Here is a 13,460-nt window from a genome sequence, read left to right on the forward strand (position 1 = left end):
GTAAACTCATTCATGATTTAATCAAAGACAAGTGCTGTTCTTATTGCAAGAGCAGTCCTTGTCTTTTTTTTTCTAACCTAAAGCGTGTCGATTTTAATTAGATCGAATTTAGAAGAAAGAATGAAAGAAGGTCAGGGTCAGTTCCTTGATTTACATTCCATTTAACCTGTATATTCAAACTAAAGGTTTAAAAAAAATCCTTGAGACGAACAATATGGTTAAGAACCTGCATAACATTGAGTAAAGGGAGGTCAAAAATATGGCAGTTATTGATGAGATTAAACTAAAACAAGCTGGCATTACGATTCATTTTGTACCAACTAAGAAATTTAAAACAACGACGCTTGTTTGGAAGATGAAAGCACCTTTAAAGGAAGAAACCGTTACATATAGAGCTTTGTTGCCAAATGTCCTGCAAAGTAATACAGCTGCATATCCAACATCTACAGCTTTCCGTTCCCATCTAGATCAATTATATGGAGCCAGTCTTTTTACAGATGTCAGTAAAAAAGGCGAATATCATATTATGAGTTTTCAAATGGAAATGGTAAATGAACGATTTTTATCCAAGCCTGAACCGCTGTTGGAACAAGCGTTTAAGCTTTTACATGATGTTTTGATTAATCCTAATGTAAAGGGAGATGCTTTTGATGCGGATACAGTTGCAAAGGAAAAGCGTGCTCTGAAACAAAGGCTGCAGGCTGTATATGATGATAAAATGCGTTATTCTTCATTACGCTTAACTCAGGAAATGTGTATGGAAGAAAATTATCGGCTGGAAGCAAACGGGATTATAAGCGAAGTCGATGAAATCACTCCTGAATCCCTATACAATTATTATAAAAAAGCGTTTGCCGAAGATGAATTGGACCTCTATGTAATTGGGGATTTGGATGAAGCCAGGGTAACGCAAATGTCTAGTGAATACTTTCAGTTCGCGGAGAGAAAACCTGAACGGGTTATGCATAATAAACATGATATCCTTGAAGTGAAAGAACTGAAAGAAACGCAGGATATCAAACAGGGTAAGCTGAATATTGGCTACCGAACAAATATCACTTATGGCGATCGAGATTATTTTGCTTTGCAAATGTTTAATGGGATATTTGGAGGGTTTTCACACTCTAAACTTTTCATAAACGTTCGTGAAAAAGCAAGTTTGGCGTATTATGCCGCATCACGACTTGAAAGTCATAAAGGTCTTTTAATGGTTATGTCCGGCATTGATAATAAAAATTATAATCAGGCAGTAACGATCATAAAAGAACAAATGGAAGCTATGAAAAAGGGCGAATTTTCGGATCAAGAAATGGAACAAACAAAAGCAATCATTAAAAATCAATTGCTCGAAACGATCGACACCTCCCGTGGTCTAACAGAAGTTCTATATCATAATGTGGTTGCCGCTGTTGATAAACCATTGGATGATTGGTTGTCTTCGATTGATAGAGTAACAAAGGATGAAATTGTGGCTTGTGGAGAAAAAATTCAAATGGATACGATCTATTTTTTAAGTGGAGATGAGGTGACTGAGTAATGGAGAAAATACTATTTGACCAGCTTCAGGAAGAATTATATTTCGAAAAAATGGATAATGGTTTGTCTGTGTACATCCTTCCGAAAAAAGGATTTAATAAGACCTATGCCACTTTTACAACTAAATATGGATCAATCGATAATCATTTTAAAGAGCCCGGTGCAGATGAATATTCCAGGGTCCCGGATGGAATTGCGCACTTCCTAGAGCATAAATTGTTCGAAAAAGAAGATGGTGATGTATTCCAGCAGTTCAGTAAACAAGGTGCAGCGGCCAATGCTTTTACATCCTTTACTCGAACAGCGTACCTTTTTTCCAGTACAACGGATGTAGAGAAAAATTTAGAAACATTAGTTGATTTTGTCCAGGAACCATATTTCTCGGATAAGAGTGTGGAAAAAGAAAAAGGGATTATTGGCCAGGAAATTACCATGTATGATGATAATGCAGATTGGAGATTATATTTCGGTATTATTGAAAATCTATATCATAATCATCCTGTGAAAATTGATATAGCTGGTACCATTGAGTCGATTTCAGGAATAACAAAAGAACTGCTCTATAAGTGCTACAATGCATTTTATCATCCAAGCAACATGCTTCTGTTTATTACAGGGCCATTGGATCCGGAAACAATCATGCAGCAAGTTCGTGACAACCAGGCTAAGAAAAACTTCGATAAACGTGGGGAAATCGAACGGAAATTTGATGCAGAGCCGGCTAATGTCGCTACTAAAAAACGCTCAACCAATATGCATGTCCAGACGCCTAAGTGTGTGGTTGGATTGAAGGCAAATAATCCAACTCTCCAGGGGATTGATTTATTAAAACAAGAGCTATCTATCAACCTCTTTCTGGATATGACTTTTGGAAAAAGCTCCGAGTATTATGAAAAACTATATTCTGAAGGGTTAATTGACCATTCATTCTTTTATGATTATACACAGGAATATGGATTTGGATTTGGAATGGTCGGCAGTGATACAGATAAGCCGGATCATTTAGAGGAAGAATTGAAAAATATTCTTTTTGCGGCCCGCGAAGGAAAAATTGTAACAGAGGAAAAATTAAATTCAATTCGTAAGAAGAAAATTGGTGCCTTCCTCAGGTCATTGAATTCACCTGAATCGATAGCCAATCAATTTACACGATATGCTTTTAATGACATGAAGCTATTTGATGTTGTGACTGTTTTGGAAGCTTTGACCTATGATGAAGTGAATAAAGCAGTACAGGAATTTATAGATGAGGATAGAATGTCAGTATTTCAAATACTTCCATCCTGAATGGGTAAGAGCCAAGCCGTAATGGTTTTGGCTCTTTTTGTATTTAAATTTGTTTATATAATACAAGGTAAACGGACAATTAACCAGCTTAACTGATTCACTGGTTTACGATAACTATTTGGTAGGATTAAAGAAGCTTATATTAGAAACAATTGACTATTTTCAATTGGTGGTTTTACTTTTCATCTTCAAGCTTTATAATGAAAAGTATTGTAAGTGTTATTTACGGCAAGGGGTTTTTATTATGAATGGAAAATATGCACTCATTACGGGTGCTAGTGGAGGAATTGGTCAAGCAATTGCATTACGTTTGGCTGCAGAGGGCTGGAATCTATATCTCCATTATAACCGTAATCTTAGCGGAATTAATTCGCTTTTAGATCAGTTAAAACCATTTCAAATACAGGTGAAAGTAATTCAGGCTGATCTAAGTAAAGATGGCGGACATCAAGTTATAATTGACGAAATTAATCAAATTGATACGATAATACTAAATAGCGGTGACAGTCATTTTGGTTTAATAACAGATATAACCGATGACCGAGCCAAACAGATGGTTTCATTACATATTACATCTCCCTTTTTATTGACTAAAGGACTAGTTCCTAAGTTAATACAAAAAAAAGATGGCAGTATCATTGCCATTACTTCTATTTGGGGAGAAGTGGGTGCTTCCTGTGAAGTTCTTTATTCAATGGTAAAAGGTGGACAGAATTCTTTTATCAAGGCACTTGCGAAGGAGCTTGCACCTTCCGGAATCCGTGTAAATGCTATATCACCCGGTGCAATTTCCACACCTATGCTCAATCGATTCGATTCTGAAGAGCTTAGAGAATTGGAAGAAGAAATCCCAATGGGGCGGCTGGGGCATCCGAAGGATATCTCTGGAGTTGTTTCCTTTGTCCTCTCAGAAGACTCCAGTTATATAACAGGGCAGATTATCAGTGTGAATGGCGGATGGAATACATAAGTATTTAATGCTACACTATGTATTTTGCTTTCCACTCGTCAGTAAATCAGATATGATAGGATATAGGGAAAATATTGAAGGAATTTGTCAAATATTTCTCTTAGGGGGAACGGTATGGACAAGAAGGAATGGTATTTTGAATATGAAATTAAAATTAACCGTCCCGGTTTGTTAGGGGATATTTCTTCTTTGCTAGGAATGCTCTCCATAAATATCGTAACCATCAATGGTGTGGATGAGGGGAGAAGAGGTATGCTTCTCTTGGCGAAGGATAATCGTCAAATTGAACGCCTGGAATCAATTCTGCAAACAATGGATACGATAAAAGTAACTAAACTTAGAGAGCCGAAATTAAGAGATCGGTTAGCAGTCAGACATGGTCGTTATATACAAAGAGATGCAGATGATCGAAAAACATTCCGATTTGTAAGAGAAGATCTTGGGCTTCTAGTTGATTTTATGGCCGAGCTTTTTAAACAGGAAGGCCATAAACTAATTGGAATCAGGGGTATGCCCCGGGTTGGTAAAACTGAATCGATTGTTGCTGCAAGTGTTTGTGCGAATAAGCGGTGGTTATTTGTATCTTCCACCTTATTAAAACAAACCGTTCGAAATCAATTAATTGAAGATGAATACAATGAAGATAACTTATTTATTCTGGATGGGATTGTTTCAACTCGCAGAGCCAATGAAAGGCATTGGCAGCTTGTGCGTGAGATCATGAGACTTGATTCAATTAAAGTTGTTGAACATCCTGATGTGTTTGTACAAAATTCAGAGTATACAATGAACGATTTTGATTATATTATTGAACTACGTAATGACCCGAACGAAGAGATCACATATGAAGCAGTAGACCAACAGTCCTCTTTATTTGGAGGATCCGAATTTGGATCGTTTGATTTTTAGTGATTAGAAGGTGTTTATATGACGGAATTAGGTAAAGTATTAAAGGAAGCCAGAGAGTCTAAAGGATTAACCCTGGATGACCTTCAACAGATAACCAAAATACAAAAGCGTTATCTTGTTGGTATAGAAGAAGGCAATTATGAAATGATGCCGGGCAAATTCTATGTCAGAGCGTTTATTAAACAATATGCTGAAGCAGTTGGATTAGATCCTGAACAGCTTTTTGCGGAGCATCAAACGGATATTCCTGCGGCAGTTCAGCAGGAGGAGATTCCTCAAAAATTATCTAGAGTGCAATCGAAAAAAACATTGCCAGTACAGCATTCAAAGTGGATGGAAGTACTTCCTAAAATTTTGATAGCTGTGTTCCTTGTTGCAGTAGTGGCTATTATTTATTACTTTGTAGCAAAAGCCATTGGTAATAATGATGACACAGGGACAGTTAATCAAAACGGTGACCCTGTAAGACTTGAGCAGGGTGAATCCACAAACCAAGAAGAAAACACCAATGAGAAAGAAGAAACGGAAACAGAAGAAGAAAGTAATCCAGAGAATGCTGAGGAAGAATCTAAAGAGCCGGAAGAAGCAGGTTCTGCTGAGCTGAAAGTGACCTCCGCGAATGGAAAAAATACAACATATGAATTAAGTAATACAGATGAATTTAAGGTATCAGTAAAATCTACCGGCGAGACATGGGTATCTGTTAAAAACTCCAAGGGAGAAAATCTCTTCAATGGGGTGATTCAAAATGGAGAAAGCCAGGATTTTGATCTTTCAGATGATAATCAAATAGTCATGAATATAGGGAAAACTCCAGACACTGAAATTTTTGTTAATGATGAAAAACTGGAGTATGAAAGTGAACTGATTGTTCAAAACATAACGATTGATTACACGAAGGAGTAAGATTGGAAGGTCATCAATGGATGGCCTTCTCTCGTCTATCCTTTTATAAATAAAATTTAAAAGTAAAGTGAGGAACATCAAGTGAATTTACCGAACAAGATAACGATTTCCAGAATTTGCATGATCCCTGTGTTTATGATTATCATGCTTCCATCCATTGATTGGGGAACGTGGGTGATTAACGATGTGGAGTTGCCTATCTCTCATTTTGTTGGAGCTATCATTTTTATCATTGCTTCCACTACTGATTGGATTGATGGATATTATGCTAGAAAACATAATCTGGTCACAACCCTTGGAAAGTTTCTTGATCCGTTGGCAGATAAACTTCTTGTATCTGCAGCATTAATTATCCTTGTAGGATACGAGTTGGCCCCTGCTTGGATTGTTATTTTAATTATCAGCCGTGAATTTGCGGTAACAGGTCTTCGCCTGGTTCTAGCCGGTGAAGGTGAAGTGGTTGCAGCGAATCAATTGGGTAAAATTAAAACATGGACTCAAATCATAGCTATAGCTGCATTACTATTGCATAATCTACCATTTGCGTGGATTAATTTCCCGTTTGCTGATATAGCTCTTTACGTAGCCTTATTCTTTACTCTATGGTCTGGCTGGGATTACTTTGCTAAGAATAAACATGCGTTTTTAAATTCTAAATAAGGGTATCATTCTAAATATAACTTGTTAAATGGCGGGTGACAGAATGAATGCAGAATTAATAGCGGTAGGCTCTGAGTTATTACTTGGACAGATTGCAAATACCAATGCTCAGTTTATATCAAAAAGCCTGGCAGAGATAGGTATTAACGTATATTACCATACAGTAGTTGGGGATAATCCTGTACGATTAAAAAAGGCTATTGAAATTGCAGAATCCCGAGCAAATCTCATAATATACACTGGTGGGTTGGGACCAACAAAGGATGATATAACAAAAGAAGTTGTAGCTGCCCATATAGGTAAAACATTAATAACAGACCAAAAAGCTATGGAAAATATTGAAGAATATTTCAAGAAAATAAAACGGGTGATGACAGAAAACAACCGGAAGCAAGCATTGGTTATTGGAGGATCGGAAGTATTCCCTAATCAAAATGGAATGGCTCCCGGAATGGTTGTGTCTCATGGGGATATTCTTCACATTTTATTACCAGGTCCTCCAAGTGAAATGCAGCCAATGCATCAAAATTTTGCAGTTCCTTATCTTTTGAGATTAATGGACAGGGTGGAGCGTATAGATTCCCGAGTCCTCCGTTTCTTTGGTATTGGGGAATCACAGCTTGAAACAGATATAGAAGATTTACTGGATCAGCAAAGTAATCCGACAATAGCGCCTCTTGCCTCAGATGGAGAGGTAACTCTTCGTATTACAGCTAAACATGAATCTATTGAAGAAGCTGACAAACTATTAAAAGAGACAGAAGAAAAAATTCTTTCGCGTGTGGGAGAATATTTTTACGGATATGATGATGCGACTATTATGACTGAACTTATCAATCTTTTAAAAGAAAATGAGCTTACAATATCGGCAGCAGAAAGCTTAACCGGCGGAATGTTTCAGGAAAAAATGACGGATATACAGGGAGCCGGTTTAATCCTTAAGGGCGGTATTGTTGTTTATACCAATGAAGCAAAGGAAAAGCTTTTGAAGGTCGAACAATCAACCATCGACCAATATGGAGTTGTCAGTGAGCAATGTGCTATGGAAATGGCTGATAATATTAAAGCCATGCTCCAATCTGATATTGGGATTAGTTTTACTGGAGTAGCTGGACCAGATGAATTGGAAGGTCATCCGGTAGGGACTGTTTATATCGGTATAGCCATTTCCGGTCAGAAAACGTACGCAAAGAGATTGGACTTAGGCGGTATGCGTGAGGTTAATCGGGTAAGAAGCATGAAGTATGGCTGTCATTTTCTTATCCGAAAGTTGAGAGAGTTATATGCATAATAGAAAACCCCAACTTATATGGTTGGGGATTTCTATTGTTTATAAAATTGAGATAATTTTAGTTTTACTTTAATTACTGCTAAAAGCATTCTGTTTGCTAGAGAGTTTCTTTAAATTTATTAGCAAAATTACCATTAAAACAATACGAATAAATGTTCGCTTTTTTACTTGTTAAATGGGGACAGATGAGGTATAGTATAAATAAGTTCTAAATTATACATGTAATGTTTTTATATAGATATGGGGAGGAAATAAACTGTGAGTGAACGTCAAGCTGCGCTCGATATGGCGCTAAAACAAATTGAAAAGCAATTTGGTAAAGGTTCAGTAATGAAGCTGGGGGAAAGAGCAGACAGAAAGGTTTCTACCATTCCAAGTGGTTCGCTTGCTCTTGATTCAGCCCTCGGTGTGGGTGGATATCCAAGAGGTAGAATAATTGAGATTTATGGACCGGAGAGTTCCGGTAAAACGACAGTAGCTTTACATGCAATTGCTGAAGTACAGGCACAGGGTGGACAAGCAGCATTTATTGATGCAGAACATGCTTTAGATCCGGCATATGCACAAAAGCTTGGCGTAAATATAGATGAATTATTACTTTCCCAACCAGATACAGGTGAACAGGCATTGGAAATTGCTGAGGCGCTTGTACGAAGTGGTGCAATTGATATTATCGTTGTTGACTCAGTGGCTGCTTTAGTACCAAAAGCTGAGATTGAAGGTGAAATGGGAGATTCTCATATGGGTCTACAAGCCCGTTTAATGTCTCAGGCTCTTCGTAAACTTTCTGGATCCATTAATAAATCTAACACCATAGCAATCTTTATCAACCAAATCCGTGAGAAGATTGGTGTTATGTTTGGTAACCCAGAAACAACTCCAGGTGGTCGTGCTCTTAAGTTCTATTCTACGGTTCGCCTTGAAGTAAGACGTGCAGAACAACTGAAACAGGGAAATGATATTGTAGGGAACAGGACTAAAGTAAAGGTTGTTAAAAATAAAGTGGCTCCACCTTTCAAAGTGGCAGAACTTGATATTATGTATGGTGAGGGTATTTCCAAAGAAGGAGAAATCATCGACATTGGTTCTGAATTGGATATTATTGAAAAGAGTGGGTCTTGGTACTCATATAATGGAGATCGCTTAGGACAGGGAAGAGAGAATGCGAAGCTCTTCTTAAAAGAAAATCCAGATGTTCGGGATGAAATTTCCATTAAAATCCGCTCAGCCTATGGATTAAACGGTGAAGCGAAAGTGGTTGAAGCAGCAGAGGAAATGGATAAATTTGATTTACCTGAATAAGTAGTTTGTAATGGGCAAACCTGATTATGGGTTTGCTCTTTCTATAGGTGGGCCTCAGGGTGTGTTTTATTATAAATTTAGCTGTTTCTGAAGAGAATCATGAAAGAAATAATATTTAGGTAGTATAGTGACTGGCAGAGTATGATCAATCAGTAAGTGTTGTTTGAGAAAAATCTATAACTTTATTAGAAAAGATGCGAAAAACAAATAATTTCTTCGGCTTTTGTACTTTTACTCAACTTAATGGGAAGCGGCTGTCTTAAAGTGGAGAGTATTATTAGAAACTATGACCTAGGTGGATAGGGTCACGAAAATTGTATATCTGTCTGTATTTTCTAAAAACGATTAAAAGAGCGTCAGGACTTGCTCTTGACAACAAATTTTCATAACTTTACAATAGAAATGTATTAATATCTTTTTTTATGACATGCCTAAAAGCGATTGTGCTGTATATTTTTAGATGATGTACATGCCAGAATTGAAAACAATGTAGTAAAAGAGATTAAAAAAGTTAATAGCAAGAGGAGGTGTAATGATGGATCCAATCGCTATCATCTCCATTTTGCTTGGCCTAATTGTTGGTGCAGTTGTTGGCTATTTGTTAAGAAGATCTATAGCTGAATCTAAAATATCCGGCGCAACGAACGCAGCTGAAAAAATTATTGAGGACGCAAAGCGTGAAGCGGACGCCTTGAAAAAGGAATCCCTTCTTGAAGCAAAGGATGAGATTCATAAGCTTCGGACTGATGCTGAAAAGGAAGTTCGTGATCGACGAACTGAATTACAGAGACAGGAAAATCGAATTCTACAAAAAGAAGAGAATCTGGACCGTAAAGCAGACTCTCAAGATAAACGTGAGGCTTTATTGGAGAAGAAAGAAGATTCTCTGAACCAAAGACAACAGCATATTGAACAGATGGAAAGCAAAGTGGACGAGATAATTCAAGCTCAAAGTTCTGAACTTGAACGTATTTCTAGCCTGACTAGAGAAGAAGCAAAAGCCATTATCCTTGATCGTGTTGAGAAAGAGCTATCACATGATATTGCAATCATGATGAAAGAGAGCGATAACCGAGCGAAGGAAGAAGCAGACAAAAAGGCACGTGAAATCTTGTCACTTGCGATTCAACGTTGTGCAGCAGATCATGTGGCCGAAACGACCGTTTCTGTTGTTAATCTTCCAAATGATGAAATGAAAGGTCGAATTATCGGTCGAGAAGGACGTAATATTCGAACACTTGAAACGTTGACGGGAATCGATTTAATTATTGATGATACACCTGAAGCTGTCATTTTATCTGGATTTGATCCAATTAGACGTGAAACTGCAAGACTTGCCCTTGAAAAGCTTGTTCAGGATGGGCGTATCCATCCGGCTCGTATTGAAGAAATGGTTGATAAAGCAAGAAGGGAAGTCGATGAGCATATCCGTGAAATCGGTGAGCAAACAACATTTGAAGTTGGGGTTCATGGCTTACACCCAGATTTAATAAAAATTCTTGGCCGCTTAAGATACCGTACAAGCTATGGTCAGAATGTGCTTAAACATTCGATGGAAGTAGCTTATTTATCCGGCTTGATGGCAGCAGAACTTGGTCAAGATATTACATTGGCAAAGCGCGCTGGACTATTGCATGATATCGGTAAAGCGATTGACCATGAAGTAGAAGGAAGCCATGTGGAAATAGGAGTGGAACTTGCTACGAAGTACAAGGAACATCCTGTTGTCATTAATAGTATTGCTTCTCACCATGGAGACGCCGAACCAAAATCTATAATTGCCATTCTGGTAGCAGCTGCTGATGCATTATCTGCAGCTAGACCTGGAGCTAGAAGTGAAACGCTTGAAAACTATATTCGTCGCCTTGAAAAACTTGAGGATATTTCTGAATCCTATGAAGGTGTTGAAAAATCATTTGCAATCCAGGCAGGACGAGAAGTTCGTATTATTGTTAAGCCTGAAAGTATTGATGATTTAGAGGCACACCGATTAGCCAGAGATATTAGAAAACGTATTGAAGATGAACTGGACTATCCGGGACATATTAAAGTGACGGTTATTCGTGAGACCAGAGCAGTTGAATATGCAAAATAAAGCGGTGTTCCTCACCGCTTTATTTTTTTGGAGATCGAAACTTTTTTAAACAAAAAAGTTAAACTATACCAAAGATAATCTTGGCCTAGTTTCAAAGAAAGGAAAGCGAAAATGAGGTTATTATTTATAGGGGATATTGTTGGATCACCTGGAAGAGCAATGGTGAAAGAATATTTAGGGAAGTTAAAGGAAAAATATAGACCGCAGTTTGTCATCATTAATGGAGAAAATGCTGCAGCTGGAAGAGGGATTACCCAAAAAATTTATAAAGAATTACTTGAGTACGGAGCTAATATCATTACACTTGGTAATCATTCCTGGGACAATCGTGATATTTTTGAATTTATAGGAGAAGCAAAATATCTGGTGCGCCCTGGGAATTTTCCGGAGGGAACACCGGGCACGGGACTTTCCTTTGTTAAGATGAATCAGTTTGAATTGGCTGTTATTAACCTGCAGGGCAGAACCTTTATGCCTGCGCTTGATGATCCATTTTTATGTGCAGATAAATTGGTAGAAGAGGCCAGTAAGCGAACGCCATTTATATTTGTTGACATGCATGCTGAAGCAACCAGTGAAAAACAGGCAATGGGATGGTATCTGGATGGACGAGTGTCAGCGGTAGTTGGGACCCATACACATGTCCAAACAGCTGATAACCGAATTCTGCCTAAAGGAACTGCTTACATGTCTGACGTAGGAATGACAGGGCCTTATGATGGTATTCTAGGAATGGAACGCGATGCTGTCATCAAGAAATTCTTAACAAGCCTGCCTGTGAGATTTGAAGTACCAAAAGAGGGAAGAGCTGTACTTAGTGGTTTAATTATTGATTTAGATCCTAAAACGGGCAAAGCGAAAAAAACTGAGAGAATTTTAATTAATGAAGATCATCCATTCTTTTATTAAAAACGATTGCGAGGAGCCAACCTATAGGGGTTGGCTTTTTTGTATGGTATATCTTTTGTTCATTATGAATATAGTTAACAGAAAAAACATACTCACTAGGGGACATGTCTTGGAATAAGATGAGGAGGACCAGAAATGGAAATATTAAAGGTTTCAGCAAAATCTAATCCCAACTCTGTGGCTGGAGCGCTGGCTGGAGTACTTAGAGAAAGAGGAGCAGCAGAAATCCAAGCAATAGGTGCAGGTGCATTAAACCAAGCAGTAAAAGCCGTAGCGATTGCAAGAGGATTCGTCGCACCCAGCGGGATGGATCTTATATGCATTCCTGCTTTTACAGATATCTTAATTGATGGTGAGGAACGTACCGCCATAAAACTAATTATAGAACCACGGTGAAATGAAACTGCAGTAAAACTGGAGCTGACTCTGATAAGGGATCGGTAGGCGTATTCTCCGACCGGGAGGATGCTCCTTTTTGTTAACCGAAGCTAACATAACATGGGGGATTAGCTTAAATGAGAATATTTGATGCACATTGTGATGTGTTAATGAAGCTGTTTCTTAATCCAAAATTGGACTTTTATCATAGCAGGGAGCTAGAGGTAACAAATCTTGGTTTGAAAGCAGCTAATATACAAGTACAAGTTTTCGCTATTTATATACCGGAAAATGTACATCCTTCTATCCGCTTTGATGCAGCTCTTGCCATGGTGGATATTTTTTATGACCAAATAATTGGCACAGGGAAGTTAAAATTCATTCGAAAGTATAAGGATATTGGCAGGCTTAAAGAGGGAGAGACAGGTGCGATTCTCATGTTGGAGGGTTGTGACTGTATTGGCGACGACATGTTGAAGTTGAAGCTATTACTGAGGCTTGGTGTTACAGTGGTAGGGTTGACATGGAACTGGGCTAATCTGGTCGCTGATGGTGCATTGGAAAAACGCGCTGCCGGTCTAACCGCCTTTGGGAAAAAGGTAGTTGAATTGTTGAATGTTACGAACAACTGGTGTGATGTATCTCATTTATCGGAGAGAGCATTTTGGGATTGCATGGAAATACATAGCAGACCAATTGCTTCTCACTCAAATTGCCGATCGCTAGTTGATCATCCAAGAAATTTGAGTGATGAACAAATTAAAGCATTAATTCAAAAAAAATCGGTTATGGGACTTACATTTGTCCCTGAATTTTTAACAGGTACCAATCAGGCAAACTTGACTGATGTATTGAGGCATCTGGAACATGTTTGTTCACTTGGAGGTGCCCGTCATGTAGGATTTGGATCTGACTTTGATGGGACGACAACAAGCGTACATTCTCTCAGCAGAGTGGAACAATATAGTAATCTGGTTAACGAGCTGCTGAAGTATTATAAGGAAGAGGATGTCCGTCATTTCTTATTTGATAATTTTGCATCAAGATATGGCCAATAGGGGTTGAATTGAATACGCTATTTCTTTATTTATGGTTTTTTTAGAAACTTAAGCTTAATATTGTAGACATAATGGTATATTCTAGTAAATAATAAAATTATTGTTAATAGTTTTATAGCTGACATGAAAAACCAATATTTCATATAAGGGAATCGAAGG

The 13,460-nt window shown here is 37.9% G+C and carries 12 protein-coding genes; all 12 read left to right on the forward strand.

Annotated elements, in window-relative coordinates; genetic code table 11:
• The first annotated feature begins 259 nt into the window (after positions 1-259).
• Complete coding sequence (gene yfmF / locus F7984_RS07170) at positions 260-1,537, forward strand: EF-P 5-aminopentanol modification-associated protein YfmF (protein WP_066100285.1); 1,278 nt, start codon at positions 260-262, stop codon at positions 1,535-1,537.
• The gene (gene yfmH, locus F7984_RS07175) at positions 1,537-2,823 is read left to right on the forward strand and encodes an EF-P 5-aminopentanol modification-associated protein YfmH (RefSeq protein WP_066100283.1); all 1,287 of its coding nucleotides are present in this window, start codon (positions 1,537-1,539) and stop codon (positions 2,821-2,823) included. Before yfmF ends, yfmH begins: the two co-directional genes overlap by 1 nt.
• Before the next feature lie 244 nt (positions 2,824-3,067).
• Positions 3,068-3,793, forward strand: coding sequence for an elongation factor P 5-aminopentanone reductase (gene ymfI, locus F7984_RS07180; RefSeq protein WP_066100280.1), 726 nt, complete (start codon positions 3,068-3,070; stop codon positions 3,791-3,793).
• Between the two features lie 114 nt (positions 3,794-3,907).
• Positions 3,908-4,702, forward strand: a complete 795-nt coding sequence (locus F7984_RS07185; protein WP_066100277.1) for a DUF3388 domain-containing protein — start codon at positions 3,908-3,910, stop codon at positions 4,700-4,702.
• Positions 4,703-4,720: 18 nt separating this feature from the next.
• A complete protein-coding gene (locus F7984_RS07190) occupies positions 4,721-5,608 on the forward strand; it encodes a helix-turn-helix domain-containing protein (RefSeq protein WP_140461289.1) in 888 nt (295 codons plus the stop codon).
• Positions 5,609-5,689: 81 nt separating this feature from the next.
• Positions 5,690-6,268, forward strand: coding sequence for a CDP-diacylglycerol--glycerol-3-phosphate 3-phosphatidyltransferase (gene pgsA, locus F7984_RS07195; protein WP_066100270.1), 579 nt, complete (start codon positions 5,690-5,692; stop codon positions 6,266-6,268).
• A 43-nt stretch (positions 6,269-6,311) separates the two neighbouring features.
• Entirely contained in the window at positions 6,312-7,559 is a 1,248-nt protein-coding gene (locus F7984_RS07200; RefSeq protein WP_140461290.1) for a competence/damage-inducible protein A, read from the forward strand.
• Positions 7,560-7,817: 258 nt separating this feature from the next.
• Complete coding sequence (recA, locus tag F7984_RS07205) at positions 7,818-8,861, forward strand: recombinase RecA (RefSeq protein WP_066100261.1); 1,044 nt, start codon at positions 7,818-7,820, stop codon at positions 8,859-8,861.
• 535 nt (positions 8,862-9,396) lie between these two features.
• On the forward strand, positions 9,397-10,956 hold the full coding sequence (gene rny / locus F7984_RS07210) for a ribonuclease Y (protein WP_066100258.1): 1,560 nt from the start codon (positions 9,397-9,399) through the stop codon (positions 10,954-10,956).
• 111 nt (positions 10,957-11,067) lie between these two features.
• A complete protein-coding gene (locus F7984_RS07215; RefSeq protein WP_066100255.1) occupies positions 11,068-11,865 on the forward strand; it encodes a TIGR00282 family metallophosphoesterase in 798 nt (265 codons plus the stop codon).
• A 135-nt stretch (positions 11,866-12,000) separates the two neighbouring features.
• On the forward strand, positions 12,001-12,261 hold the full coding sequence (gene spoVS / locus F7984_RS07220) for a stage V sporulation protein SpoVS (protein WP_066100252.1): 261 nt from the start codon (positions 12,001-12,003) through the stop codon (positions 12,259-12,261).
• Between the two features lie 119 nt (positions 12,262-12,380).
• Complete coding sequence (locus F7984_RS07225; protein ID WP_066100249.1) at positions 12,381-13,301, forward strand: dipeptidase; 921 nt, start codon at positions 12,381-12,383, stop codon at positions 13,299-13,301.
• The last annotated feature ends 159 nt before the right edge of the window (positions 13,302-13,460 follow it).

This window comes from Pradoshia sp. D12 (assembly GCF_008935075.1).
Lineage (GTDB): Bacteria > Bacillota > Bacilli > Bacillales > Pradoshiaceae > Pradoshia.

Excerpts from the sequence above, each read along its gene's own strand:
- F7984_RS07225 (WP_066100249.1), top strand. The coding sequence starts at position 12,381 with ATGAGAATATTTGATGCACATTGTGATGTGTTAATGAAGCTGTTTCTT.
- yfmF (WP_066100285.1), top strand. The coding sequence starts at position 260 with ATGGCAGTTATTGATGAGATTAAACTAAAACAAGCTGGCATTACGATT.
- F7984_RS07215 (WP_066100255.1), top strand. The coding sequence starts at position 11,068 with ATGAGGTTATTATTTATAGGGGATATTGTTGGATCACCTGGAAGAGCA.
- yfmH (WP_066100283.1), top strand. The coding sequence starts at position 1,537 with ATGGAGAAAATACTATTTGACCAGCTTCAGGAAGAATTATATTTCGAA.
- F7984_RS07185 (WP_066100277.1), top strand. The coding sequence starts at position 3,908 with ATGGACAAGAAGGAATGGTATTTTGAATATGAAATTAAAATTAACCGT.
- F7984_RS07200 (WP_140461290.1), top strand. The coding sequence starts at position 6,312 with ATGAATGCAGAATTAATAGCGGTAGGCTCTGAGTTATTACTTGGACAG.
- ymfI (WP_066100280.1), top strand. The coding sequence starts at position 3,068 with ATGAATGGAAAATATGCACTCATTACGGGTGCTAGTGGAGGAATTGGT.
- spoVS (WP_066100252.1), top strand. The coding sequence starts at position 12,001 with ATGGAAATATTAAAGGTTTCAGCAAAATCTAATCCCAACTCTGTGGCT.
- rny (WP_066100258.1), top strand. The coding sequence starts at position 9,397 with ATGGATCCAATCGCTATCATCTCCATTTTGCTTGGCCTAATTGTTGGT.
- F7984_RS07190 (WP_140461289.1), top strand. The coding sequence starts at position 4,721 with ATGACGGAATTAGGTAAAGTATTAAAGGAAGCCAGAGAGTCTAAAGGA.